At 45.9% G+C, this 26139-nt stretch carries 22 protein-coding genes; 8 read left to right on the top strand and 14 right to left on the bottom strand.

Annotation, left to right across the window (positions count from 1 at the left end):
* Positions 1-9: 9 nt before the first annotated feature.
* The 5 genes from J3492_RS00725 to J3492_RS00705 all read right to left on the bottom strand — a co-directional run bounded on the left by J3492_RS00725 (position 10) and on the right by J3492_RS00705 (position 4661).
* Positions 10-471, bottom strand: a complete 462-nt coding sequence (locus J3492_RS00725; RefSeq protein ID WP_243453015.1) for a SixA phosphatase family protein — start codon at positions 469-471, stop codon at positions 10-12.
* A 77-nt stretch (positions 472-548) separates the two neighbouring features.
* On the bottom strand, positions 549-1880 hold the full coding sequence (locus J3492_RS00720; protein ID WP_207988701.1) for an NAD(P)H-dependent glycerol-3-phosphate dehydrogenase: 1332 nt from the start codon (positions 1878-1880) through the stop codon (positions 549-551).
* A 90-nt stretch (positions 1881-1970) separates the two neighbouring features.
* Complete coding sequence (locus J3492_RS00715; RefSeq protein WP_207988699.1) at positions 1971-2636, bottom strand: nitroreductase family protein; 666 nt, start codon at positions 2634-2636, stop codon at positions 1971-1973.
* 153 nt (positions 2637-2789) lie between these two features.
* Positions 2790-3896 (bottom strand): cell division protein ZapE, encoded by a 1107-nt coding sequence (zapE, locus tag J3492_RS00710; RefSeq protein ID WP_207988697.1) that lies wholly within the window; start codon positions 3894-3896, stop codon positions 2790-2792.
* Between the two features lie 111 nt (positions 3897-4007).
* Positions 4008-4661 (bottom strand): alpha/beta hydrolase, encoded by a 654-nt coding sequence (locus tag J3492_RS00705; RefSeq protein ID WP_207988695.1) that lies wholly within the window; start codon positions 4659-4661, stop codon positions 4008-4010.
* A gap of 239 nt (positions 4662-4900) precedes the next feature.
* Between J3492_RS00705 and J3492_RS00700 the strand changes: the two genes are divergently transcribed.
* The 3 genes from J3492_RS00700 (at position 4901) to xseB (ending at position 7244) form a co-directional block, all read left to right on the top strand.
* A complete protein-coding gene (locus J3492_RS00700) occupies positions 4901-5269 on the top strand; it encodes a hypothetical protein (protein ID WP_207988693.1) in 369 nt (122 codons plus the stop codon).
* 119 nt (positions 5270-5388) lie between these two features.
* Entirely contained in the window at positions 5389-6939 is a 1551-nt protein-coding gene (gene xseA, locus J3492_RS00695) for an exodeoxyribonuclease VII large subunit (RefSeq protein ID WP_207988691.1), read from the top strand.
* 62 nt (positions 6940-7001) lie between these two features.
* A complete protein-coding gene (gene xseB / locus J3492_RS00690) occupies positions 7002-7244 on the top strand; it encodes an exodeoxyribonuclease VII small subunit (protein ID WP_207988688.1) in 243 nt (80 codons plus the stop codon).
* Between the two features lie 7 nt (positions 7245-7251).
* On the opposite strand, the gene pncB is transcribed toward xseB, so the two are convergent.
* From pncB to J3492_RS00665, 5 genes are all read right to left on the bottom strand, one after another.
* Positions 7252-8478: a nicotinate phosphoribosyltransferase gene (gene pncB / locus J3492_RS00685; protein WP_207988686.1), complete on the bottom strand. Its 1227-nt coding sequence runs from the start codon at positions 8476-8478 to the stop codon at positions 7252-7254.
* A gap of 361 nt (positions 8479-8839) precedes the next feature.
* Positions 8840-10654 (bottom strand): bifunctional peptide-methionine (S)-S-oxide reductase MsrA/peptide-methionine (R)-S-oxide reductase MsrB, encoded by a 1815-nt coding sequence (gene msrAB, locus J3492_RS00680; RefSeq protein ID WP_243453014.1) that lies wholly within the window; start codon positions 10652-10654, stop codon positions 8840-8842.
* Positions 10655-10846: 192 nt separating this feature from the next.
* Entirely contained in the window at positions 10847-11797 is a 951-nt protein-coding gene (locus J3492_RS00675) for an ATP-binding cassette domain-containing protein (RefSeq protein ID WP_207989005.1), read from the bottom strand.
* Between the two features lie 105 nt (positions 11798-11902).
* On the bottom strand, positions 11903-13846 hold the full coding sequence (locus J3492_RS00670; RefSeq protein WP_207988684.1) for a glycine betaine ABC transporter substrate-binding protein: 1944 nt from the start codon (positions 13844-13846) through the stop codon (positions 11903-11905).
* A 58-nt stretch (positions 13847-13904) separates the two neighbouring features.
* The gene (locus J3492_RS00665; protein WP_207988682.1) at positions 13905-15353 is read right to left on the bottom strand and encodes a coniferyl aldehyde dehydrogenase; all 1449 of its coding nucleotides are present in this window, start codon (positions 15351-15353) and stop codon (positions 13905-13907) included.
* A 346-nt stretch (positions 15354-15699) separates the two neighbouring features.
* Here J3492_RS00665 and lipB point away from each other — a divergent pair, with 346 nt between their 5' ends.
* The 3 genes from lipB to J3492_RS00650 all read left to right on the top strand — a co-directional run bounded on the left by lipB (position 15700) and on the right by J3492_RS00650 (position 17898).
* On the top strand, positions 15700-16593 hold the full coding sequence (gene lipB, locus J3492_RS00660; RefSeq protein ID WP_207988680.1) for a lipoyl(octanoyl) transferase LipB: 894 nt from the start codon (positions 15700-15702) through the stop codon (positions 16591-16593).
* A gap of 149 nt (positions 16594-16742) precedes the next feature.
* Positions 16743-17273 (top strand): inorganic diphosphatase, encoded by a 531-nt coding sequence (locus J3492_RS00655; protein ID WP_207988678.1) that lies wholly within the window; start codon positions 16743-16745, stop codon positions 17271-17273.
* A gap of 157 nt (positions 17274-17430) precedes the next feature.
* Positions 17431-17898, top strand: coding sequence for a hypothetical protein (locus J3492_RS00650; protein WP_207988676.1), 468 nt, complete (start codon positions 17431-17433; stop codon positions 17896-17898).
* 472 nt (positions 17899-18370) lie between these two features.
* Here the strand turns inward: J3492_RS00650 and cadR are convergent, their stop codons facing one another.
* Positions 18371-18781 (bottom strand): Cd(II)/Pb(II)-responsive transcriptional regulator, encoded by a 411-nt coding sequence (gene cadR, locus J3492_RS00645; protein ID WP_243453013.1) that lies wholly within the window; start codon positions 18779-18781, stop codon positions 18371-18373.
* Between the two features lie 225 nt (positions 18782-19006).
* Between cadR and J3492_RS00640 the strand changes: the two genes are divergently transcribed.
* Positions 19007-21166 (top strand): heavy metal translocating P-type ATPase, encoded by a 2160-nt coding sequence (locus J3492_RS00640; RefSeq protein ID WP_207988673.1) that lies wholly within the window; start codon positions 19007-19009, stop codon positions 21164-21166.
* A gap of 50 nt (positions 21167-21216) precedes the next feature.
* Here J3492_RS00640 and J3492_RS00635 read toward each other — a convergent pair whose 3' ends face one another.
* Positions 21217-22104, bottom strand: coding sequence for an SDR family NAD(P)-dependent oxidoreductase (locus tag J3492_RS00635; RefSeq protein ID WP_207988671.1), 888 nt, complete (start codon positions 22102-22104; stop codon positions 21217-21219).
* A 234-nt stretch (positions 22105-22338) separates the two neighbouring features.
* Here J3492_RS00635 and J3492_RS00630 point away from each other — a divergent pair, with 234 nt between their 5' ends.
* Positions 22339-22728, top strand: coding sequence for a DUF1622 domain-containing protein (locus tag J3492_RS00630; RefSeq protein ID WP_207988669.1), 390 nt, complete (start codon positions 22339-22341; stop codon positions 22726-22728).
* Positions 22729-22766: 38 nt separating this feature from the next.
* Here J3492_RS00630 and dusB read toward each other — a convergent pair whose 3' ends face one another.
* Positions 22767-23804 (bottom strand): tRNA dihydrouridine synthase DusB, encoded by a 1038-nt coding sequence (gene dusB, locus J3492_RS00625; protein WP_207988667.1) that lies wholly within the window; start codon positions 23802-23804, stop codon positions 22767-22769.
* Positions 23805-23955: 151 nt separating this feature from the next.
* Positions 23956-25998 carry a BCCT family transporter gene (locus J3492_RS00620; RefSeq protein ID WP_207988665.1) on the bottom strand — a complete coding sequence of 681 codons (2043 nt, stop codon included), beginning with the start codon at positions 25996-25998 and terminating at the stop codon, positions 23956-23958.
* Positions 25999-26139: the final 141 nt, after the last annotated feature.

The raw sequence follows: 26139 nt of genomic DNA, 5'->3' as shown, positions 1-26139 counted from the left end.
TATCCGGTATCAAAATGGCTGCTTTGGTACAAAACGATCAATTTCAGTCGCCATACTGGCCATGACAAACTCCATTTCAAACACTCGAGCTTCTGCCAAAGCGAACGATTCAGGGCTATCGCCCGTAAGCAAGCTGGCAAGATAGGCAATGATAGACATGTGACAGACTACGACCATACAGTCCGCTTCGATATGGCCAAGATCAATCAAGGCTGTGCGGGCATCGTCAGAGGGTGTGATGTTATTCTGCACCTGTACTGGCACCGTAGGCGCTCGCAAGCTTAGCTCTGCTAACGTTTGCTGCGCCCTATCATAAGGACTGACCACAAACTGATCTGGTGAATAATGCTCAGTGATATACTCTGCTGTTTGTATCGCTTGCTGCTTTCCGTAGTCTGTTAATTGGCGTGCGCTGTCTGGACCGATCGCATCCTTTGCCTGCCCATGACGCATCAATATTATTTTTATCATCTTTTATCGCCTTTCTCGACCCAGTTTTATTATTCTAACCTAATTATCTGGGTTGGTTTTTATTTTTCGCTTCAGTTCTATTCGCCGCTACCTTTGGTTGCGTTGTCATCATCCGTATCACTGGTTGCCGCTTGGATTTGTGCTGTCAATTCAGCATTGCTATGGTCATGCGGCATGACAAACTCTACATCGCTACGAAAGCCGGCTTCCATTAAATGCAGCGCCACACCTAATGCCGCTTTATCTTCATAAATGACAGCATATAATGCGTGTGTGATAGGCATATAAATACCTTCTTTGGTCGCTTTTTCGTGTACCTGCTGAATGGTATTAACCCCTTCAGCGGTTTGACCAAGCTTCTTGACAGCAGCATCGATACTCATCCCACTGCCTAGCATATTGCCGATACGAAAGTTGCGACTTAGCTCTGAGCTACAAGTAGCGTATAAGTCACCTACCCCAGACAGTCCTAGGAAGGTCAGTGGGTTCGCCCCTGTCTCCACCCCAAATCGGCTCATTTCAGCCAATGCACGAGTGAGTAGCATGGCTTTGGTGTTTTCGCCGACATCATAGGCCGCTGCCATACCCATAGCAATTGCATAAATGTTTTTGAGTGCACCACCAAGCTCAACCCCTTTGACATCGTCGCTGGCAAACACTCGAAAAAAAGCACTGTGTAGCGCAGCTTGTACAGCATGGCGTAGCGGCTCTGAATCACTAGCAATGACCGTCGCTGAGGGCATGTTTTTCATAATCTCGATGGCGAGATTTGGCCCTGACATTACGCCAAAATTGACCTCTGGCAGCTCGTCTTTGATGATATCACTCATCAAAGCAAAGGTGTCTTTTTCCATACCTTTGGTCAATGACACCACCGACTGTCCCGTGATAAAGGGCGCAATGTTTTTGAGAGTTTCTCGAAAAGCCGAGCTTGGCACAGCCAAAAAGATAATGTCTTTGTTTTTGACCGTTGCTGCTAAGTCATGGCTGTATTTGAGGCGATCATCTAACTTGTAGCCAGGTAGGTATTTTTTGTTGGTTTGGGTCTTGGTCATCGCCTTTACGGTTCGCTTATTGCGCACCCACAGTGTGACATCACAGCCGTTGCGAGCCGCTAAGTTTGCCATAGCGGTTCCAAAGCTACCACCACCCAAAAAAGCCAAACGCAGCTTGGTTGGGTTGTCACGGATTTTTTGCATGTTTTTTTCGACGTCTGATTCGACGATACTGGGGTCCAGCTTTCGACGCCCAACACCTGACTTGGTAGCACGCTCAATAATACCTGCCAACAGACCGCTTGGCTTTTCGTTGTTACTGATATCAGGCTTGTGCTCGGTTTGAGCTGTGGTTTTATCAGTAAAATCGCCAGTCGAGTGATTAGCAGTATTGTCTTTATTTGCGCTTGTCATATTTAAATATCCGTATCAGTCGGCTTGTTAAATTGCTGCAGCCTGTACTATCTGCATGGCCTGTAGTCTGTATAAAAGTATAGCAGCTGTTTATGATTCAAAACGCAACAGCGGCTCAAGATCAATGGGCTTGCGGGTTGGCATGTCGCAATGACTGGAACCAGTATAAACAAAAGCACTGACATAATCATCTATACCAGCATCAAAATAGGCTTTGACTGCTGGTTCATTACAAAGCAGTCCAGTACGCCACACCGTGCTAAACCCTTGTGCTTTTAGGGCCAAAATTAAGTTTTGTACTGCAGCACCTGTACTGAGCAGTTGTTCAAAATGTGGTACTTTTTTGTGTTGTTGCATACGAGTGACTACCGTAATAATTACAGGCGCACGCAACGGCATGTTATATGTTTTTTGCTGATCTTTATCAGACAGCACCTCCCCTTCTCGGGCGGCTTTTTCTTGCGCCGCTGTCAAAAGCGCACGGCCAAGTTCATGACGAGCATTGCCTTGAGTGACAATAAAGCGCCATGGCTGTAGCTTTTTATGGTCAGGAGCCGTCACAGCACAATCAATCGCTGCTGTTATTTGTTCTTCAGAGGGTGCAGGAATGGTTAAGTTACCAATGCTGCGTCTTGATTTAATCCAGTTAATTATCTGTTCATCTGTCACTTGGGTATTGGTCGTTACGCCATCCTCTACCGAACTTGACGACTGATTTTTGCTTTTATCCAAGTCAGCTTGTTTAGCAGTACTCATGATTGCTCCTTATTTATTATAATAGTTAATCCCTAGGGCACTTGATAAATAAAACCGATTAAACTGCCATATTTTTAAAACTGGGCGCTTTTTTGTAGGTAAGCACAAGAGCGCCTTCAAAGCCTTTCATTCAAAAGTCCTGATTGACAGTCACTAAGCGACATCAGCGCCCTCTATACGATGTTCCATTTTCAGATATTCTTCTGATTGCATCTCAAGTAGCCGCGAGCGTGTGCGCTCAATCTCAAAGGCAAGCTTCTCTCCCTGATACAGCTCTAAAATAGGCTGCTCTGCTCGTACCAATAACTTTACACGGCGATCATAAAACTCATCCACCAGATAGATAAAGCGGCGTGTGGGGTCTCGCAACTCGTCACTTAATGCCGGTACTGAATTGATCAACACTGTATTGAACTGCTTGGCGATTTCAATAAAATCTGCAGCAGAGCGTGGCTCCATGCACAAATGACGGAACTCACAGAATAAAATATCTTCGGTACGAGCATTTACTTTTATTTCACGACCATTGATAACAATCGGCTCGTTACTGATTTTTTGATTATTAGATAAGCTGGCAAAACGGTTGGCAAGCCAATGGTAGTTGGCTTTAGTCAAGGGGGATTCATAGAGCTCTGCTTGCTGCAAGACTCGCAGTCTATAGTCAATCCCGGAGTCAATATTCATCACCGTGGTGTGCTGCTCAACCTCAGCGATGGCCGGTAAAAACCGATCACGGTGTAGACCATCCTTATAGAGGCCTGACGGTTCAATGTTAGAGGTCGCAACCAAGGTAACCCCTCGGCTAAACAACATGGTAAACAAGTCTCCTAAAATCATAGCATCTGAGACATTGGAGACAAAAAACTCATCAAAACAGATGACCACCGCTTCTTTATGAATAATATCAGCGACTTTTTCTAGTGGGTCGCTTTGACCTTGTAGATTATTCAGCTCTTTGTGTACCCGCTGCATAAAATGATGAAAATGCTGACGCATCTTGCGCTCTATGGTCAAAGAATCATAGAACATATCCATCATCCATGTCTTACCACGTCCCACCCCGCCCCACATATATAGACCTTTTGGCGCCGCAGGCTTGGATTTTAAAAAGCTAAAAAAGCCTTTTTTTTGTGGTGCGCTATTATTAAGCTGATGATACAGATCATCAAGATAGCTCATGGCCTGATATTGCTGCTCGTCGCGAGTAAACTCATCGGTACTGATAGCCTGCTCGTAACGCTGCAATGGAGATAAACTCATAATATGACTCATCATTAAATAAAGATAATTGTATTGTTACCACAGTTTACGGTGAACACGCCTTCAGTTAAACCCCAATCAAACATGATAACTAAAGCGTATCTGACAGCCTTACGTGTCAAGGCTATGCTGTTCTAATAGTTTTTTTAATTCAGACAGGCGCCCATGAAAGAAGTGCCCAGCGCCCTCGACCACGCTGACGGCAATGCCCAAACGCTCAGCAAATGCTTGCATGACCGCAGGATCAATCACTTCATCAGCATCGCCGTAGATCTCAAAAGTCTTGTCAGCGGGTAAGCTCAAATCACTGCTGTCGTTTTTTTCAACAGAAGGAGCGATAAGCGCAATGTTGGCAATTTCAAAATCACTCACATCCCATATATGCGCCGCATCAAGTACTTGCTCGGCGACACGTGCGATCACGTACCCCCCAAATGAAAAACCACCTAACCACAGTTTGCGTGCCCCAGTTTGCTCTGCAATCCATTGTAGCACGGTCATGGCATCGACGACTTCACCATCAGCATAATCATGCTCGCCAGTTGACTGACCCACGCCGCGAAAGTTAAAACGTACCACATGCATCCCATTGTCACGGGCAAAACGGTACATCGTGGTGACCACTTTATTATTCATCGTCCCTTCAAATAATGGATTGGGATGACAAAGCAAAGCCACAGTATCGGTATTTGGATCACGTGGGTCATCATTTTGCCAAAGTGCATCGACTTCGAGCACGCCAGCAGGGGCAGGAATTAATTGCATAGCTCTACTTATTGGTTAAGAATGAATGCCTCAATTATCCTAGATATGGTTTATATTTCAAGTCATTTGCTGTACTGGCATGTTGCTTGCTATATCATATTGTTTATTATTATAGAGTCTCCGCAAAAAACCAGGGCAACACTACACACAATAATGGCCTAGACAGGTAAGATGCAGATAAGATAAATTCATACTGCTTATTTAAGCGCTTTTAAACTGATAATTACTAGGAATGATTTATGACTACTTTTAATAACATTGCTGCTTTAAGTGTTCCCTTGGCTGCCGCTCTCGCCTTGAGCGCTTGCCAAAGCACCCCATCCTCACCTGTCATCCAGCGTGAGAACTCTATCTATGAGACGACTGGTATCGCAGAAACCAAAGTGAAGGCACAACAAAACGCAATAAATAGCGCGCAAAAAACATGCCGCAACAAGCAAGTGATTATCGTTGATGATAAAGTCGTCTACAATGGTATTTTAGATGAGCGTACTGGACGCATGGTTGGCCAAGCCGGTGCGGTTATCGGCTCTATTTTTGGTACAGGCTCACCAGACTTGTCACGTAGCGATGATTATGAGTATACGATTAACTTCTGTTGCCAATAACACTAAGAATGCTTAAGGGCTTCTCTTTTTGTATGAGTGCTTTTACGATAAACTGTCCTATCCAATACTGAACACCCCCCAGTCAATCTGCAAGTCCCAATTACTTCAGGTCTCATATTATGCGCAAACCCAATCTTTCCAATACCAAACAAGCCAAGCCCTTGGTGCCTGCTAAGGATTTAGCGACTCTAGAGGCTGAGCTTGCTGAGCAAGAAAACAGCTTAGAAGTCAACTTGGAAGATACCGTTCTGCGTTTAAGTGACTATTTGTCAGCGGTGGAGATGGTGATCAAACAAACCTTCAATCACCGTGTCTGGGTGAAAGCGGAGATTCGTAATTTATCGAGCAAAGGCGGTCATTATTACTTTGAGTTGGCAGAAAAAGACGATGATGGCAAGGTCGTGGCCAGCTGCCGGGGCAACCTTTGGCGCTTTAAAGCCGCCCGCGTACTGGCTAAGTTTGAGCGTGCGACGGGTATGCCTTTGGAGCGTGATTTAACGGTTTTGCTCAAAGTATCAGCAGGTTTTCATGCGCAATACGGCTTCTCTCTCACTATTGAAGATATTGATCCCAGCTATACATTGGGCGACTTGGCACGGCAATACGCCGAGATGGTCGACCGCTTGACGGGGGAAGGACTATTACATCTGAATCAACAGCTGCCGACGCCATTTGATATCGAGCATGTGCTGGTCATCGCCCCCGAAAAAGCTGCCGGATTGGGCGATTTTCAAGCCGACGCAGACCGCTTAGCGAGTACCAAAGCTTGTCAGTTTCATTACCATCATGCCACCTTTCAGGGCAATCATGCACCAGCGGAGATACGCCAAGCCATCGTCAGCGCCCAGCAGCAGTTTTATGATACCTATCAGCGCCTGCCAGACCTATTAGTCATTATTCGTGGCGGCGGCGCTGTTGGTGATCTGGCCTATCTCAACGACTACGAGCTTGCAGCACTGGTCGCAGAGCAGCCTATCCCTGTCTGGGTCGGTATCGGTCATGAGCGAGACAAGGTTATTTTAGATGAAGTGGCGCATACCAGCTTTGATACCCCGTCAAAGGTCATCGCTGCCATCAGTAGTCATTTGGCACAGCTGGTCATGCAAACGCTACAGTATCAAGCGCAAATTAAACATGCCGCCAAGCAGCAGCTGAATACAGCGCAGCAACAAGCATCTTGGCAATTAAGCCAAATCCAGTCGCAAACCATCGGTCAGCTCACCGCATTACAAAAAGACAGTGATTATGCCTGGCAAAACATTCGACAAAGCGCCCAACGCCAAGTCAAGCAAGCAGCCAGACGCGCAAATGAGCTGCGCACACAAACCCAAACATCTGCTTATAAACACCTAGCCTTGGCTGCTACATATAGTCAAAACCATCAACAATCCGTCCTACAAAGCGCTCAGCAGCAAGTCATACAAGCCAAACGTGACAGTGAGTACCTGCGTGATATCGTGCTTTTACATCGACCGTCCCGAATACTCAAGCAAGGCTATACCATGCTGACGGATGCTAAAGATAAGCAGATACTGACCAGCAGTATGCAGCTTTATCCTGAGCAGACCATTCATATTGTTTTAAAAGACGGTAAAGCAACAGCACAAGTTGTTGATATTAACACTGACAACAAGATGACAGAATCTACTGACACACTAACCGAATCATAAATCGAATTTTGGTAACTTTTATCTGCTTTTTTTAATCTTATATTTGAACATTAGGAAATATTATGACCACCTCTACTCGCCGACGCAAAAAAGCCGCCCCAAAAACCTTTAAGGCCGCTTACAATATTTTAAAGACCAATGCCGCTGAGCTACAACAGCAAGATGAACCAGATATTGACAACCTAATGACCACGGTGGAAGAGTCTATCAGCGCTTACCGTGTCTGCGAAGCTCGTATCAATGCGGTACAAGAGGCGCTAGACGCAGCTTTCGCTGAAGAGACGTCTAGTAGCACTGACAGTTAAACCTCGATTACTCTGGCTCATCAACCTCAAACACTTGCCGCAGATAGGCCAGATAAGTGTCATTGTTTATCATGGTTTTGCCCGGGCTGTCAGAGAGTTTAGCGACTGGCTGCCCATTGCATTCGACCAGTTTGAGGACGATGTTGATCGGAGTGATACCCATATCATTGGTGAGGTTAGTACCGATACCAAAGCTGGTTTTGATACGATCCTTAAAGTATTGATGCAGCTCCCACGCCTTGTCTAAATCTAGACCATCACTAAAGGTTAAAATCTTGCTCTTGGGGTCTATCTTTAGCTTTTTATAATGAGCGATGGCTTTATCACCCCATGCATAAGGGTCGCCGCTATCATGACGCAGACCATCAAACAGCTTGGCAAAATACAAATCAAAATCTCTTAAAAACGCATCCATCCCAACCACATCAGTCAGCGCAATGCCCAAATCGCCACGGTATTCATGTACCCATGCCTCAAGCGCTGCTTTTTGTGAATCACGTAGACGCACATCCAATGCCTGAAACGCCTGCATAAACTCGTGTGCCATCGTGCCGATTGGGGTCATGCCCAGCTCTTTTGCCAAAAACACATTGGACGTACCGCCCACGATACTTGGTTGCGCTGCATGCAAGGTGTCTACCACATGGGCCTGCCACGCCTTACTAAAGCGTCGACGGGTACCAAAATCTGCAACGATAAACGGTGGCGTATCGTACGTGTATGTGCTTTGCGCTTCTGCATAATGATGCAACAAAGCCACTTTGGCGTCCAGTCTGCGCTGCCCTTCTGCAAGCACACTGGAATCTGATAACGCTTGGAAATAAAGCTCATTAACAATCGCTAAGACAAACACTTCAAAGAACATCGCTTGTATCATCGGCCCTTCAATATCGATAAACAATCGACCTTTTATATCGGTACTGACGGTAATAAAGCGGCGTTTGAGCTGAAACAGCTCTAAATAATCTACAAAATCTGAGCGCATAAAGCGCAAACCACGTAAATACTCCAACTCATCTGCTGTAAAACGCAGCTCACATAAGCGGTCTAACTGCCACTCTAGCGCCGCTTTAATATCAGCTAGTGGATAAGCAGTATCTTCATTATTACGACAACGAAAACGATAAACCCCATGCGTTTGTGGAAACTGATGTAGCATGGCTTGTAGCATGGTGAATTTATAAAGATCGTTATCAAGTAACGATGTGATGATTGGGACATGGGTAACGGTCATTCTAAAACCTTAAAACACAGAAAGAAAAGTAAACGCCACCTGATACCTAAAGCGACACGATATATAGGGTCTGTCAGCGCCATGATCGAATTATCAAACAGACCCTAGAGATAGCCCGTTAAAAGTAAAACTGTCATAAGCTCACAAACGATAAGCATATACGAGGGACTCGTTGAGTGGGTTAAGTATAGCGAAATTTGTTATGTTTTTCAGAGTTCGCTAGCGATTAGCGCAAAATGATAACGATTACTCCAGTTATTTACTTATCTTTATCAAACCTATTACCAAAAAGACGCTAAGAATTGGCTTAACGTCTTTTAATACACTGTACTTCAACAGACTGTATTTCAGTTTAAGGTCGTTACGATTTGACCAGTTTCACTAAGGGCGCATAGCCTGACTGTGGCATCAAATCTACTGGAATAAACTGCAATGCGCCGCCATTGATGCAATAGCGCAGCCCACCACGGTCTTTAGGGCCATCAGGGAAGACGTGACCCAAATGCGAGTCTGCTACCCGTGAGCGCACCTCAGTACGTACCATGTTAAAAGCTGTGTCTTGATGCTCGGTAATGACTTGTTTGTCGATAGGTTTGGTAAAACTTGGCCAACCGCAGCCGGACTGGTACTTATCAGTGGATAAGAATAACGGCTCGCCGCTTACCACATCGACATAAATCCCTGGAGCAAATAAATCATCATACTCGTGACTAAATGCCCGCTCTGTACCTGCTTCTTGAGTGATGTTGTATTGCGTTTTGGTCAGGGTGTCTTTAAGCGCATTTTTATCAAAACTAGCATAGCGCTTAGGTTCTAATGTCTCAGCGATGGTACTGACAGGAGCCAGCTGACTGCGAGCCACTCCTTCAGGCTTATCATCAGCGAGGCTGAGATCCACATGGCAATAACCGTTAGGGTTTTTTGCCAAATAATCTTGATGATACATCTCTGCTAGATAAAAATTATCTAAAGGCTGGTTTTCAACCACCACTTTTTGCTCATACTGGCTTTGTACCCGCTGCAGTGCCGCCTCAATCACGGCTTTATCTTCGTCATCCGTGTAGTACACACCCGAACGATACTGGACGCCGCGGTCATTGCCCTGTTTATTTAGACTGGTCGGGTCTATGACACGAAAATAGTATTTTAAGATAGTATCCAGATCCGTTTTGTCAGCATCATAAGTGACTTTGACAGTCTCGGCATGACCTGAGCCTCGAATCACTTGCTCATAGCTTGGGTTGGCAATATCACCATTGGCGTAGCCGGAGACTGCATCTACTACCCCATCGACACGCTCCATGTAGGCCTCAACACCCCAAAAGCAGCCACCAGCCAGATAGATAGAGCGGGTATTTATGGCTTTGCCTTGGTCGTTATAATAGACGCCATCTTTTTGCTTGATGGTCTCGATATTGCTATTGTTATCTAAAGTCTGGACGTTTGCAGGTTTGGCGCTGCCTGCTTTGAGCTCAGCAAAATCGTTGCCGGCATTGTCAGCGAGCGCATACGCCTGCTCTGCTGATATATTCCCTTTGACCAGGTGCACCAAATTACCGTTTTTATCCAGTATCGCCCAGCTGGGATAGACTTGCACGCCCAGCTTATTGATCAGCTGTCCTGAAGCGTCTGCCAATACAGGTAGTTTGGGATAATCAGCTTGAATGCCAGCATACCAAGCACCAAAGTCGCCAGCGTCCTTTTCATTCAGGTGACCAGGACTGGCGAGCGTGACGACGTTTAAGTTGGCGAATTTAGCATTCGTCCGCCAGTCCTCAGTTTCCTCAAGTGTGCCCAGACATAACGGGCACCAACTCGCCCAAAACTTAATCAAGGTCGGTTTATTAGGGTCAATGACCGCTGCGCCAGTATCGCCTAAACCGTCCGTTAATTGGGGTAATGCCTGCATTTGGCCGAGCATATCGGAGGGCAACATATCACGAGAGCTTGTCACGCCGCTGTTTTGACTGCTTTGCTTACCTGAATTTGCACCACTATCAGCAGTGCTCATTTGACCACAAGCAACCAACAACCCTGCACTAAGCAATATCGTCACACCAAAGCTGCTGGCGTTTTTTAGCCAACGCAAAGTGTGCGCTGAGGTGGGTTTACGCTTGCCTTGACCTAACTGATGACTGTCATTTTGGTCATTATTGCGGATATTTTTGGGCGGCATGACTTATCCTTTTACTGGGACTGCTTTGAATAATAGAGGATTTATATTACGGCCATAGAAGAGTAAATACAATTAGATATTATTAACAAAGGCAAATTATGATTGAGTTTATGTTAATAGTTATGTATGCGCAGACACATTAAAAGCCGATTAAAAAATATAGTAATATAAAAAGCAATACCTAAAGCGTGCTCAAGACTTTGCACACATAAACTGTGCTACATAATCATCAGCGGGATGGTGACGTAACTCATTAGGCGTCCCTGTCTGTACCAATCGCCCGCCATTTAAGATACTGATGCGTTGACCAACCTTTACCGCTTCATCAATATCATGAGTAATGAAAACTATGGTCTTATTCAGCCGCTCTTGTAGTTCAAGCAGTTGGTCTTGCAGCTGCGCCCGAATAAGGGGGTCTAATGCCGAAAAAGCCTCATCCATCAGCAGAATTGGGTTGTCCGTCGCCAATGCTCGTGCCAGTCCAACACGCTGCTGCATACCACCTGATAGCTCATCAGGATAGCTGTGCTCCAAGTTTGGCAGTCCCACTTCATTGAGCCAATGACGGGCAATCTCATGACGTTCGCTCACACTCATCTGACGTACCCGCAGCCCATACGCCACATTTTGTATAACAGTCATATGTGGTACTAGGCCAAAGTGCTGAAACACCATACTGACACTCTGCTGCCGATACTGTTGCAGTGCTTTGTCATTGAGCGCCAAGATATTGATAGCAGAGGCTGATTTTTCATTTTCTGCCATCGCTTTATGGGGGTCTGGCGTCGGTGCTGTCGGTTGACTATCGGTGGTAGCGCCTTTCACTCTCACAGTGCTGTCTGTATGGGCAGGGTTTTTGGCATTGATAGTCGTATCTACCCATATCTTGCCATCAGTGGGATCAATCAAGCGATTGATATGACGTATCAATGTTGATTTTCCAGAGCCTGACAGCCCCATGATACAGTGCAGCTCACCTGCTTTAATCGCCAAATTGATATCATAAAGCCCAACTGAATAGCCTGTCTGCTCTTTGACCTCGATGCTATCCATGCCCTCAGCCAATAACGCCAACGCTCTTTGTGCTTGAGTACGATTGGCGTTATAAATCTTACTGATGTTTTCGAGCTGGATATGGTTCATCATGGTTCTCGCTATTTGTGTTTTTATCTCGTTATTTATGTCTTTATGTTGCCACGTCTTTTATTCCGCTTTTATCTATTGAATAAATCATTGATCTGACTCAGCTTAACCCATTGGACGTTTGCCTGCATCAATGGTTTTTTGTCGGGCTCGTTTGCCTTGACCGAAAGCTTGAGTGATACGATCAATAATAATAGCGACGATGACGATGGCTGTACCCGCCTGTAGACCCTGACCGATATTAAGCGTTTGGATAGATTGCAAAACGTCTTCACCAAGGCCAGGTGCACCAATCATAGAGGCTAATACTACCATCGACAGCGACATCATCACCGCCTGATTGATCCCCGCCATGATGCTGGGCAGCGCTTGGGGCAGCTTAATCCAGATCAGCAGCTGCAAATGCGTACTACCAAATGAGCGCCCCGCCTCAATCATCTCATGATTGACTTGGGTAATACCTAAGGTCGTTAGGCGAATCAGAGGCGGCAACGCATAGATGACTGTAGCAAATAACGCTGGCACTTTACCAATACCAAACAGCATCAGCACCGGAATGAGATAAACAAAGCTTGGCATGGTCTGCATCACATCGAGGATAGGCGTGACCACCTTACGTAGCAGCTTGCTGCCTGACATGGCAATACCGATAGGAATCCCAATGATAATAGTGACCAATACCGACACGATCAGGAGGGCGAAAGTATCGATCAGCGCCCCCCAAAGTCCAAAAGCACCAATCAAGAATAGCCCTGCACCACAGGCCAGCGCAAACCAAACTTTGCGCACAGCAAACCACCCCAGTACCGTCACCAGAGCAATGAGCAGCCAAGGCGGAATGAGGGTCAACAACCGCTCGATAGGTAATAACAGATAGGTCAACGCCAAGCTACTGATGGTGCGAAACACTTCACCATAATTCTGCACCACGTTTGCTAAGGTATTATTAAGCGGGGTTTCAAGCGACCATGAAGGGAAACTTGATGATAAGCCAAGCCGGCTATCACTTGCTGCGCTGTGATTAGTGAGTGAGGTGCCAGCAGCCGTAGCACCTGTCAGGCTGATACCCAACTCAGCAGCCAGACGCTTGGCTGCCTCGTCTGACAGCCAAGCTTGCCAGATTGCTGGATTCTCACGCAAAAATGCTAATGCCTGCTCCTCGCCACTGCGTTTTGTCTCACTCATCTCCAAGATAGCGCCATTAAGCTGATCAGGAGTAAACTCAACGTTTTTGAAGGCACCAGCAAGCTCTGGATTAGCATCCATAAACGGAGTAGAAACGGCGATACCTAAAGGAGAAACAGGAAACCCTGAGATACAGTCTGCCGTACCGTCCGCACGCAACAAGTCTTGCCAGCAGGCATCATCATAAGACGGGAACTCGAGCGGCGCAAAGTCGTACTTCGCCATCAGGCCAGTCGGCTGCCAATAGTAAAACAATAGCGGCTTGCGCTGCTCAAAGGCAGATGAGATCTCAGCATCCAGTGCAGCGCCAGTCCCAGGATGAGCGTTATTAAAAGTGTTGTCTAGACCTGTGTTCGCAAGCAGCCGTGTATTGAATATCTCACACGTCCAGCCAGAAGGACAGTTCATAAAGCGGGCTTTATTTGGATCTTCTGGGTCTTGAAACAATTGAGCGTATTTGGGCAAGTCTTGATAGCTGCGCAGGCCTGGGTTTTGTTCTAGGACGTATTTGGGTACATACCAACCTTGAGTAGCACCGCCTTTTAATGTGTCGCCAATAACAGCGACTTTGTTTTGTTCGATGGCTTGCTCCATAATTGGAGAGCGTCCCACCCACTGCTCCCCAATCACCTGTATGTCATCTTGTGCCAACGCTGTCTCTAGCGCAGGGCCAGCGCCTGGCACCTCCTCTACCGTACAGTCATAACCTTCTTCGGTGATGTACTTAAGTACTCCAGAGATAAACTGACCACTCTCCCATGTCAGCGCACCAAACTTGATGGGTGAATCACAAGCCGCTGATGCCGATACTGGCAACAGTAGCGCACTCATACAAAGTAAGCTTAGTGCAATCCATTGACGCATGAGATATCCTATCTGTGATGGTGGTTAGTCGTTATTAAGCCCCTGTGGCATGAGCGGGTTACTTCAAAAACAGCGCCATGGCTTTTTTAAATAAATCACCGTAAGGCGGCAATAATAGATTCATACCATTAATCTTGGCTTGTACAAAGACAGGCTTCATATGGCTTAAGCGTTCAAACCCTGTCTTTCCATGATAAGCACCGATGCCCGACTCGCCAACCCCACCAAATGGCAGATCATGCTGTGCAACGTGCAAGATGACTTCATTGACACACATACCACCTGATACGGTATGCGTACGCACCTGATCTATCTGCTGGTTGTCATTACCAAACACATATAGCGCTAAAGGACGAGGACGCTCATTCACAAACTGAATCGCATCCTCTAAAGTATTATAGTGAATCAAAGGTAAAATTGGCGCAAAAATCTCATTTTGCATCAGCTGGCTACTCAAGTCAGGCTCAGTGACGATAACAGGCGGCATCAATCGGGTCTCTGCATTGGCAACCACTCCCGTTAGATGACACACACTATCAGCGGGTAGCGCCTCTAGATAGCCTTGAACCCGCTTAAATTGCTCTGCATTGATAATATAAGAATAATCTTCGTTATTTTCGATATTGGGATAGTGTTTTTGCAGCCACTCAATCGCTAGGCTAATAAAACGCTGATGATACGCCCGTGGAATCAACACATAATCGGGGGCGATACAGGTCTGACCGGCATTAAGCGTTTTTCCCATCATAATGCGATTGACGACGTTTTCTAGATTCACATCATCTATGACGATAACTGGTGACTTGCCACCAAGCTCCAGCGTCACTGGCGTTAGATTCGGCGCAGCCGCCGCCATGACTTTTTTGCCCACCGCCGTGGAGCCAGTATATAGCAGATGGTCAAATGGTAAGCGACTAAACGCCTCTGCGATATCAACCTCACCGAGTACCACGCACACCATATCTGATGAGAAATAGTGAGCGACCAGCTTGGCAAAGGTTTCGGCAAACTTTGGCGCCGCCTCGCTCATCTTAACCATGACCCGATTACCCGCTGTTAATGCATCAATGATGGGACCAACCGCTAAGTAAAGTGGATAGTTCCATGGCACCATAATACCGACCACGCCTAATGGCTGCGGTTGTACCTCATTATGTGCAGGTCTATATATCGCTGAGATAGGAGCTCTGCGGGTCTTCATCCAAGACTTACCCTGTTTTTTTGCATGACTGATTCCCGTAAAACTTGGGAACAACTCAGCAAACTGGGTTTCTGACTCACTACGATGGCCAAAGTCGTCACTGATGGCTTGGGCAATCCTCTCCTGATTATCACTCAGCAGCAACTCCAAATTATCCAGCTGCCGCTCACGTATCGCCCAATCATTGATGGGCTGTGTACGACTCAGGGCTTGCAAACGTGAAAACTGGGCTTGTAACTGCTCAATAGTCGTAATGATATTTTTTGAGGTTGTCACAGTGCTTGTTATCTTGTCATTGTCGGTCATTTTCTTTCCTTGTAATGTTCCTAACCTCTCATCATGAGACTTAGTGTTGATGGGCTTTAAAACAGCTTATCCGCTGGACTTTTAATAGAAGCATACATTTATAAAGCTGTATTAATATACAATGTAGCTTAATGACTACTCAATGAAAAGCATGTTTGACACACTAAGGCGTATTATTTATGTTTATGATGATGGTATGCTGCTAAACGCTGTATAGAGACCCTAAAATAAAAGCAGTACCGCCTTTAGGGCGTGCTAATATTAAGGGCTGCTGTTAGCACCGCCATCTTGTTAGTGCCCCATCGCTTATATACACTGTCTACGACATTATCAGAAGTGACTCTTTATGCCTACGATACAACGACCGCTGCCACAAAACGCTGCCCCATCATCAGACACCTCGACTGCCCAAAAAACCTCGCATCATATTACTGATACCTTGGTAAGCAAATCCTTATCCGCTGCAGACTATACTCACACTCACGAGGCCATGCTACAGCAGACGCTTGAGCGTATCCGTCTAAAAAAAGAGCAAGGTTTGCGTACGCCAGATGAACTATGGATCGTCGATCACAATGATGTCTATACGCTTGGACAAGCGGGTAAAGAAGAACATATCCTGCGGCATACCGACACCCCCATCATCAAAACCGATCGCGGTGGACAAGTGACGTGGCATGGTCATGGTCAGCTGGTGGTATACTGGCTGTTTGATCTAAACAGCCTTGGCTGGAGTGTACGTAACTTAGTCTCGCACGCTGAACAAGCGATCGAAGATATGACTAATGACTGCTTAAACAGCCCAGCGCTATCAACCAATACTCATATCAGCGCTCATGCTCGCCGTGATGCCCCAGGCGTTTATCTCTACAGCGCTTATCCTGAAGATAAAGGCGACGATCATAACGATACCATTATGTTGGGTAAAATCGCCTCGCTCGGCTTTAAGATTAAGCATGGCTTTAGTTATCATGGCATTGCCATTAACCTAAATTGTGACCTATCAGCATTTAATGCCATCAACCCTTGCGGGTATGCGGGTATGCAAATGCTACGCCTAGCAGACTTCGTCGCAATGGAGAGCAACCAAAATAATACCGTCCATCCACAGGCTGGCTATACATTCAGCTATCAGCAGATAACCCAAAAGTTGATTGATAATATTGCCAAGCGCCATGCAGGACTGATTGAGCTACGCCCAACCGCCCCGACCAAACAGCCATCTAGCCGTTTGCCTTAATTGGTTTTAAGGTGTATTTTGCATAGCCTTGTGCCTGTTTAGACTTAACGCAAACGAGAAAAAATCAGCCAAACTTGTTATACTCGCAAACCGCAGTAACTCATTACTTTTACCTTATAAAAATTCATGTACATCATTAGGAGTTGTTAATGGCAGACTTTAATAAAATCTTAGATGCAGGCGACGTCGACGGCGGTATCATCAACGTCGTGGTTGAGATTCCAACCGGCAGTAGCCACAAGATTGAGTGGAATCGTGAGCTGGCTGTATTTGAGCTGGATCGTATCGACCCACAGATTTTTGCCAAACCATGTAACTATGGTTTTATCCCACAAACGCTTGACGAAGATGGTGATGAGCTCGACGCTTTAATTATTACTGAGCAGCCATTACCGACGGGCATCTTTTTAAAGGCCAAAGTCATCGGTGTGATGAAGTTTGTTGATGATGGCGAAGTTGATGATAAAATCGTCGTCGTACCTGCCGATGATCGTGATACTGGTAATGCTTACAACAGCCTAGACGACCTACCAAAACAGCTGATCAATCAATTAAACTTTCATTTCAGTCACTATAAAGACCTGAAAAAAGCAGGCACGACTGTGGTCGAATCATGGGGTGATGTAAGCGAAGCCAAAGAAGTCATCAAAGAGTCTATCCAGCGCTGGAAAGATTTATAAGCCATCGCTTTAACCAGCTTTGAGTGTATTAAAATACCGCCTACATATCCATGTTGGTGGTATTTTTTTGCGCCAAGCTTATGCAAAAAAAGTTGTTATAATATAGGATCTGTTGACCCTAAAGCATGTAAATATAGCCAAAACCTTAAGGATGACCATGTTTAACTCTGACCCCAGCTTAAAGAACAAACACCCCAAACTATCTAAAGAAATCATGATAATGGTCGAAAAAAACAATCTGGTTATGGCAATTAAGACGTTAGCTGCAGATGAAAACATCAGTATGGACGCCGCTAAAGAGCGTATTGACGACTATGAAAATAGTCTCAAAATAAAACAGCAACAAAAACTGACGAAGATAGCCAATAAACAAGGTATTCCTAATGAGGCGATCAGTTTTGATCGAAAGCCAGAGTTGAGGGAAGATACTGGAGTCTTGGTTAAAGATAAAGTCAAAACTACCCAGTCTGAGCAAGGCTTTAAGAGCTTGCAAAGTGGCGTCGAGAGTAAACTGGGTGACATCGGCTATAAACAACCTCTTATCCCCTACTGGTTCAAACGAGTGCTTGTGATTGCTATCGTCATGATCGGCATGTTTTGGATATTGTGGCGGGTTTTTGGTTAATCTTCATAAAGCCAAGCCTTTTTTAAAAATTCGCAGCTTCGAGCGAGCACACCTCAAGGACTAATAGAAATCTGGCCGTTCTGCTCTTTATAACTGCAGAATATATACAAAAAATTAGGTAGTACAATGCTTATATGGATTACTCTTTATATTCTTATTTGTTTATTCTTCAGGTGGCTTATATTCTCTAATTCTAGTATGGCAGAGAGACTGGGCTCTTGGGGTTGGACGCCAGACCAAAACAAGCTTTATTTTTCAATTATGTGGCTATTCTCAACCTTTATATTCCTATTTGGGTTATTTAACAGTAATTTTCGTCGCTCCTTTCTATTAGAGTATTTATTTTAAGCACAATCATCACATTTAACCTCATAACGACTGCCGAATGTTATTGACTGTATTTTAAATTATCTACAAGCATAGATAAGCGGGCAACTGTTTGCTGCCTATATAGCGCACCGAATACATCGCCCTAATCGTGACAAGAGTGGTCGGCAAGTGCATTGAGTATTCCGCACGACTCAGCTGGCGCTTCATTGGTACATTTTTGTCGCAACACCAGCAGATGCTGCTTGAGTTGCGCTAACTCTTTCATACGCCTCTCAACTGCCTTAATATGCTCATCCAATAGCACATTGACCTCACCGCAGTTCTCATCAGGCTTGTCTCTATATTGAAGCAGCACTCGTATCTCATCTAAAGTCATATCAAGCGTACGACAATGCAAGATAAATTGCAGACGTTCAATGTGCGCCTCATGATATAAACGATAGTTGGCAGCGCTCCGAGATGGCTTGGGTAATAATTGCTCCTTTTCATAATAGCGAATGGTCTCAACCGTCGCCCCTGTAAGGGTGGCAAGCTCACCAATTTTGATAAGCATTTTTATCTCCTTAGACAGCAAAAGACTGGGCTAAAGCCACAGCCGACACCGATAGCTTTAAACTATTGGAAGTGGATTAAACAATAAAGTAACTATAAGGTTAGAAAACAAAAAATCCAATTGTTTTTTGTCAACACTCTTGACCCTAAAGCCACTATAGGGTTCATACTATCCCTAATAAGAGCATAAGTAGTAAGAGCATAAATAATCAAAGGATAAATAACGATGCAATATCGTATCGAAGGTATGGATTGTGCCAGTTGTGTGGACAAAATTGAGCGGGCGCTTAGACGTCTGCCTGGGGTCTCTGAGATTGAGCTAAACTTTGCCACCCAGAAACTAGAGCTAACTCTAGCGCCTGATGTGAATACTGACGTTGAAGATATCGAAAAAACCATTAAGCGCCTAGGGTTTGGGGTGTCCGCTTTAACGGGTGAACAAAATGAGGCGGGACTAAATGGCAGTCAAGCCGCTATAGACGAGCAGCAGTGGTGGCAAACCATAAAGGGCAAACAGGTCATTGGCATTGGTATCTTAATGAGTGCCGCCTATGGGCTATCGTTGGTTTTTCCTGAATATGGCGCATGGGCTTTTATAGTTGCTGTGGTTATCGGCGTGCTACCGTTTGCCCGTAAGGCCTTGCTACTGGCAGCAACAGGCACACCATTTTCTATTGAAATGCTGATGTCTGTTGCGGCCATTGGTGCATTGTTCATAGGAGAGTCTGGCGAGGCTGCCGCCGTGGTGTTTTTATTCTCCGTCGGTGAGCTGTTTGAAAGTGTGGCGGCGGATCGTGCGCGTGCAGGTATCAAGGCTTTGGTTTCCTTGGTGCCAAAAACCGCCATTTTACTGGACGCTCAGGGCAAGCAGCAACACGTCGCAGCATCTTCGCTACAAGTAGATGATGTGGTGCTTGTGCGCCCTGGCGATAGCGTTCCAGCCGACGGGGTTATCATAAACGGCACATCGAGTCTTGATGATTCGCCTATCACCGGCGAGTCGGTACCGGTGGCAAAAACAATCGATGATGCGGTGTTTGCAGGGTCGATCAACATTGATGGGGTGCTACAGGTCCGAGTGCAGAAGACCGCCGCTGACAATACCATTGCACGCATTATTGAGCTGGTAGAACAAGCGCAAGCCTCTAAAGCGCCCACTGCTCGTTTTATTGAGAGGTTCAGTCGCTACTATACGCCAGCAGTAATGGCCATTGCCGCACTCATCATTGTCGTTCCGCCACTGCTCATGGGCGGCGAATGGGCGACGTGGCTGTATCGTGGTCTGGCGCTGTTACTGATTGCTTGCCCTTGTGCGCTCGTATTATCAACACCGGCCGCCATCGCATCGGGTCTGGCAGCAGGTGCCCGCCGTGGATTGCTGATTAAAGGCGGTAGCGCCTTAGAAACCATTGGACAAGTCAATACCGTGGCTTTTGACAAGACAGGCACATTGACTGAGGGCAAACCACGGGTGACCGACGTTATTGCCTTTACGCCAGAATCCTCAAGTGTTCACGCTCAAGACCAAAACGACATACTGGCGCTATTTGCCAGTGTAGAGTCAGGCTCTAGTCATCCGCTGGCTAAAGCTATCGTGGACCATGCTGAAGCGGCGAGTGTCGTCGTGCCAGCCGCTACCAACGCCTCGGCTACTGCTGGTAAAGCCGTGCATGCTACTGTCGCTGAGCGTAAGCTTGCTATCGGCTCTCCTATTTATGCTGCCGAGCACGCTGTTATTTCTCCCAAACAACAGCGGCATATTGAGACGCTACAAAACGAAGGGAAAACAGTGTCAATTTTATTTGATGAGCAAAGTCGCATGGCACTGGGACTAATCGCATTACGAGACGAGCTACGAGAGGATGCCCAGGCAGGCGTTGCACAGCTGAAAGCGATGGGCGTACGCTCTGTCATGCTGACAGGTGACAACCGCCTGACTGCACAAGCGCTGGCTAGGGATTTGGATATAGACTGGCAGGCTGAGCTGTTGCCAGAAGATAAACTGCGCCTGCTAAACGACATGAAAAACGAGCACAAAATAGCCATGGTCGGTGATGGTATTAACGATGCTCCAGCTCTAGCAACTGCCGATGTCGGCATTGCGATGGGTGGCGGCACTGATGTGGCCATGGAAACGGCGGATATCGCCTTATTAAAAAGCCGTGTTACTGATACGGCACATCTCATTGCGCTATCACGCACTACCATGAGCAACATCAAGCAAAACGTTGTTTTTGCTTTAGGTCTAAAAGGGCTTTTTTTAATCACAACTATACTGGGGGTTACTGGACTATGGATTGCCGTCATGGCAGATGCTGGTGCAACGGTATTAGTTACCCTCAATGCCTTGCGTTTACTACGTTTTAAAGGGGCTGCTTACGAATAAAAAAGGATACCGAGGTATCCTTCTTTATGTCAGATGTTAGCAATTCTATTCTAGTGATGCTCACCAGGCAAAATCTTGGCAAAGGCACGCTGAGCAATGCTGGGTTTATAATCAGCGGTTTGCGCTGCACTGGTGTTTGGAAACAAACGATAGCCAATAGACTGAATACCCACATTGATCGCTGGTGCTAATGAATACGTCGCCGAAGCAAACTTGCCCATGGTGCTGGCAATACTGTTTGGCTTTTTGACGATGGCTTCTGCCACCATCATGGCTGCCTCATCAGGCATCAGCGCCGGCATATAACGATATAGCTTAGTTGGTGCAATCATTGGCGTGCGTACCAGCGGCATAAAGATATTGGTCACCGTGATGTTATGCCCCTTTACCTCTGCTGCCAAACAACGGCTGAACGCATCTAGCGCCGCTTTTGAGGCCACATAAGCTGAAAACCGTGGACTGTTTGCCAGTACACCAATCGAAGAGATATTGACGATCTGACCAGATTTGCGCCCTATCATCACTGGCAAAAACCCCAGAATGGTTTTGACGGCACCGAAGTAGTTGATATCCATGGTACGCTCAAAGTCATGAAAACGGTCAAAGGACTCGTGCACTGAGCGGCGAATCGAGCGACCAGCATTATTTACCAATACATCAACATGACCGAAATCTGCTAAAACTTGCGTGGTTGTGTTTTCGATATCATCCATATTGGTCAAATCACAAACATAATAACTGGCCTGTCCGCCCAGTGTCTCAATCGCTTCTTGTACCCTTTTTAGCTTCTCTTCTGTACGGGCCAACAAGATGACATGTGCACCGCATTCACTAAGCAAGAATGCCGTACGTTCACCGATACCACTCGAAGCACCAGTAATAATGATGTTTTTACCTTTAACCTTTCTTTTGATAGATTTTTTTGAAAGCTTGGCCATAAAACGTCCTTGTAATATTTATACTGTTGATGATATTGCCACTAGCAGTAAGCATCGATATCGATACGTATCTCAATGCTGTTTTTGTAGCATAACAAAATTACATTGTCTTGAGTTAATCATGTTAACGTATATTTTTTGTAAAAGAATGATTATTGGTTAAGACAATAAGCCTGTCAAGTCTACTGTTTTTTGTTGACTACTCGAGTTTATTTGCCATATAGGAGAGGTTTGTTGATAGAACTTTTAGCGCATTACATTGATTTAATTGCCAAAGTTGTCGAGTTTATCGGCGTGTTGATTATGTTTTTTGGATTGTTTTATGCTTTTTTTAGGGCGATTCGTATCACTGGCGGCTTTAATCAAGACACTTATATCGAAATCAGACAAACGGTTGGTAAAGCCATATTATTGGGACTTGAAGTGCTGATTGCTGCTGACATCATGGCGACGGTAGTGACCAAGCCTACTCTACGTGGGGTACTGATACTGGGTTTTATCGTTCTTATTCGTACCTTTTTGAGCCTGTCATTACAAGTCGAGCTAGAAGGCCGTTTTCCGTGGCAAAAAGAGAAGCCAGAGAGGAAAAACTTGCCTAAAAAAACAGCTGAAGATATTGATTAGGACGACTCTTTATTAAAAAATCGCTTTAAGCGTCTGCCCTATTCTTGCGCCTGTAAAAACGCTTCAACCACTTTAAACTGTCCAGCAGTACTCTCCTCTTGATACATCGCTTGGCGAAAAGCGTTGGAGTTTGGAATGCCGGTGGTATACCAAGCGATGTGCTTGCGAGCGATACGACAGCCAGAGTACTCACCATAGAAGCCATATAACTCTTGTAAGTGCGCCAGCACTATCTGCTTGATCTCACCTACGCTTGGCGCCGCTAAGCGCTCACCGGTGCGCAAGTAATGCTCGATATCACGAAACAGCCACGGCTGTCCTTGAGCTGCACGACCGATCATCACTGCGTCACAACCAGTCAGGTCGTAGACTTGCTGAGCTTTTTGGGCACTGTCGATATCGCCATTAGCGATGACAGGAATGCTGATACTGTCTTTGACCTCACGTATCAGCTCGTAACGAGCCTCACCGGTATACATATCTTCACGAGTACGCCCATGAATGGCAAGTGCTGCAATACCGGCTTGCTCAGCCCGCTTTGCCACACGCAGGATATTTTCGCGGCCATTGGCAAACCCCAGCCGTGTCTTTAGCGTCACTGGCGCATCGACGGCATTTACCGCCGCATCGAGCAAACGAGCAACCAAATCTTCATCTTGTAGTAGTGCCGAGCCTGCCAACTTACGGCAAACCTTCTTGGCAGGGCAACCCATATTAATATCGATAATCTGGGCGCCATTGTCGATCTGATAACGGGCCGCTTCTGCTAGCTTATCTGGCTCTGCCCCCGCTATTTGGGCCGATATCGGTGCGATTTCACCATCGAAGTTGGCTCGATATAAGGACTTTTTGCTGGCATAAAGCGCTGTATCAGCGATCATCATCTCACTGACAGCATGCCCTGCACCAAAAGATTTGCACAATCTGCGAAAAGGATTGTCGGTCACTCCTGCCATGGGTGCCACCATCAGGCGGTTTTCGATCGTCAAGCCGCCGATTTTTAAAGGCTGCAATAGCGGATGATCATTAGCAGCTGGTGCGACAGGGTGAGAAAGGACTGAGTCATGTATGAGCATAAAGAGACGGCTTGCTTGTTATTGAATATAAGTCAATGGAAACAAGCCGTTATTCTAAGGGTTCTTGGCTTTAATGCAAGCCATTCAGATAAATAACTTGCATTGCTAAGCACGACATTTAAACAACCAAATCAACGGTTTATCGAAGGCACTATTTATCAAACACACTGCCTTGCTCAAGTGTAATATCATCGTCATGCTCTTGCATGCGCCATGGCAGACTGTTCGGCGACTCGTCTAAGAAGTACAGGTACTTTTCAAACTGATCGATGATATCGTTAATCACCGACTCTGACTGATAACCGTACAAATCATAAGTCTGACCACCACGGCGTAAGTAAACCTTAGCACGGTAATAGTGATCTTGCGATATTTCACTGCTGCCACCGTCCTTGTAATATTCAGGTGTGTCTTGGTGCGTCAATCGCACTTCATACCAAAACTCTACATCATTACCACGCTGTAATTCCAATACCGCCCGGCTATTGATGTCATCATAATTGACTTCAGGATGCCAACCCGTTTCCTGAAACTTCTCAGCCACTTCCCTCATCGATGACATGACCGTCCCTTTGATATAATCCAAAACATCTTCACGGCTGGGTTGTTCAGTGATGTAATCAATTCGATTGCGCCATGATTCAAGCTTTAGCAGATGCGGTGGCAAACGGTTTTCATTTGCCAAACTTTCATCACGGTGGCCTTCGATACGCAGCGCTCGCCACATACCAAACATCGCAATCAAGATGATCATGGTAAATGGTAAGGCACTGACGATGGCTGCTGTTTGCAGAGCTTGTAGCCCACCTGCCAGCAGCAGCACCGAGGCGACAACACCCAATATCACCACCCAAAACGTACGCTGCCATGCTGGCGTGTCACTACGCCCCCCTGCAGCTAACGAGTCAATCACCAACGATCCAGAGTCAGAAGAAGTGATAAAAAAGGTAATAATAAGGACGACGGCTAAAGCAGATACCACCTGAGTAAATGGTAGGTTTTCAAGCAGCTTAAATAAAGCGATGGCTTGGTTGTTCTGTACCTCACTGATGAGGGACTCATAGCCTTGTACCATAATCATGTTTAGCGCTGTATCACCAAACACGGCAAACCAAAAAAAAGTAAAGATTGTTGGCACCAGCATCACACCGGCGATAAACTCACGGATGGTACGCCCACGGCTAATCTTCGCAATAAAAATACCGACAAACGGTGACCAAGAAATGGTCCATGCAAAGATAAACAACGTCCAACTGGTGATCCAGTCACCCTGCTGATAGGCCTGCAAGCTAAAAGTACGCTCGACGATATTGCCCAGATAGCTGCCTGTGTTTTCCATAAAGGCATTTAAAATAAACACCGAAGGACCGACGATAAATACAAACAACATCAGGGAGGTTGCGAGTGTCATATTTAAAATAGACAGGCGTTTGACGCCCTTATCCATACCCGCCAACACTGATATCAGTGCCAAGCCTGTAATGACAGTGATCGCAATGACCTGTACGGTGGTGTTGACTGGAATACTCGGCAGCAAGTAGTTCAAGCCGGTGTTAATTTGCGAGACGGAGATGCCCAAACTGGTTGCCAGACCAAACAAAGTGCCTAAAATAGCAAACACATCCACTGCATGACCGACAGGGCCATGGATTTTTTCGCCGATTATGGGGTACAGTGTCGAGCGCATTGACAACGGCAAACCGTGGCGAAAAGCAAAATAAGCCAAGGTGAGTGCCACTACCCCGTTAATGGCCCAAATATGAAACCCCCAATGAAAATAAGCAATTTGCATCGCTTCTTTGGCTGCAGCAATGGTTTGCGGCTCTGACAACGGCGGCGTGGCAAAATGAATCACAGGTTCAGCAACGCCATAAAACAACAAAGCGATACCGTAGCCTGCCGAAAACAGCATAGAGATCCATTCAATAAAATTATATTGCGCCGTACCATGATCAGGACCTAGCTTAATACCGCCATAGGGCGAAAACGCCAGAATCACAATAAACATCAAAAACAGCGCCGTGGCCAGCATATAAAACCAACCAAAAGTCTCGGTAGTAAAGCCCAGCACCTGTGCAAATAAACCACTTGCCAGCTGTGGGTTGGCTGAAGCCCCAATCACCAACAATACCATGACCACAGCAGTCGGTATAAATACCGGCATCAAAATAGTCGAACGAGATAGCTTACTCATAAAAGGTTCTCAAAAGTCATAAATTTGAATAGGTATATCATACTCTTATATAGCATTTGTTTTTTCAAAGTATTTACGTGTCTTTAGTATGCATAAATAACACTTGTCGACAATCTTGTCATCTATAAATCTAACAGACCG

The organism is Psychrobacter coccoides, assembly GCF_017498085.1.
Taxonomy (GTDB): domain Bacteria; phylum Pseudomonadota; class Gammaproteobacteria; order Pseudomonadales; family Moraxellaceae; genus Psychrobacter; species Psychrobacter coccoides.
Note: the sequence above shows the minus strand (reverse complement) of the source record. Positions and strands in the feature narration are given on the sequence as shown.

Excerpts from the sequence above, each read along its gene's own strand:
- J3492_RS00675 (WP_207989005.1), bottom strand. The coding sequence starts at position 11,797 with ATGAACCATATCCAGCTCGAAAACATCAGTAAGATTTATAACGCCAAT.
- J3492_RS00720 (WP_207988701.1), bottom strand. The coding sequence starts at position 1,880 with ATGACAAGCGCAAATAAAGACAATACTGCTAATCACTCGACTGGCGAT.
- J3492_RS00715 (WP_207988699.1), bottom strand. The coding sequence starts at position 2,636 with ATGAGTACTGCTAAACAAGCTGACTTGGATAAAAGCAAAAATCAGTCG.
- J3492_RS00655 (WP_207988678.1), top strand. The coding sequence starts at position 16,743 with ATGGCAGACTTTAATAAAATCTTAGATGCAGGCGACGTCGACGGCGGT.
- J3492_RS00635 (WP_207988671.1), bottom strand. The coding sequence starts at position 22,104 with ATGGCCAAGCTTTCAAAAAAATCTATCAAAAGAAAGGTTAAAGGTAAA.
- cadR (WP_243453013.1), bottom strand. The coding sequence starts at position 18,781 with ATGCTTATCAAAATTGGTGAGCTTGCCACCCTTACAGGGGCGACGGTT.
- J3492_RS00620 (WP_207988665.1), bottom strand. The coding sequence starts at position 25,998 with ATGAGTAAGCTATCTCGTTCGACTATTTTGATGCCGGTATTTATACCG.
- J3492_RS00725 (WP_243453015.1), bottom strand. The coding sequence starts at position 471 with ATGATAAAAATAATATTGATGCGTCATGGGCAGGCAAAGGATGCGATC.
- pncB (WP_207988686.1), bottom strand. The coding sequence starts at position 8,478 with ATGACCGTTACCCATGTCCCAATCATCACATCGTTACTTGATAACGAT.
- dusB (WP_207988667.1), bottom strand. The coding sequence starts at position 23,804 with ATGCTCATACATGACTCAGTCCTTTCTCACCCTGTCGCACCAGCTGCT.
- J3492_RS00700 (WP_207988693.1), top strand. The coding sequence starts at position 4,901 with ATGACTACTTTTAATAACATTGCTGCTTTAAGTGTTCCCTTGGCTGCC.
- lipB (WP_207988680.1), top strand. The coding sequence starts at position 15,700 with ATGCCTACGATACAACGACCGCTGCCACAAAACGCTGCCCCATCATCA.
- J3492_RS00665 (WP_207988682.1), bottom strand. The coding sequence starts at position 15,353 with ATGACCGACAATGACAAGATAACAAGCACTGTGACAACCTCAAAAAAT.
- xseA (WP_207988691.1), top strand. The coding sequence starts at position 5,389 with ATGCGCAAACCCAATCTTTCCAATACCAAACAAGCCAAGCCCTTGGTG.
- J3492_RS00650 (WP_207988676.1), top strand. The coding sequence starts at position 17,431 with ATGTTTAACTCTGACCCCAGCTTAAAGAACAAACACCCCAAACTATCT.
- J3492_RS00705 (WP_207988695.1), bottom strand. The coding sequence starts at position 4,661 with ATGCAATTAATTCCTGCCCCTGCTGGCGTGCTCGAAGTCGATGCACTT.
- J3492_RS00640 (WP_207988673.1), top strand. The coding sequence starts at position 19,007 with ATGCAATATCGTATCGAAGGTATGGATTGTGCCAGTTGTGTGGACAAA.
- J3492_RS00670 (WP_207988684.1), bottom strand. The coding sequence starts at position 13,846 with ATGCGTCAATGGATTGCACTAAGCTTACTTTGTATGAGTGCGCTACTG.
- xseB (WP_207988688.1), top strand. The coding sequence starts at position 7,002 with ATGACCACCTCTACTCGCCGACGCAAAAAAGCCGCCCCAAAAACCTTT.
- zapE (WP_207988697.1), bottom strand. The coding sequence starts at position 3,896 with ATGAGTTTATCTCCATTGCAGCGTTACGAGCAGGCTATCAGTACCGAT.
- msrAB (WP_243453014.1), bottom strand. The coding sequence starts at position 10,654 with ATGCCGCCCAAAAATATCCGCAATAATGACCAAAATGACAGTCATCAG.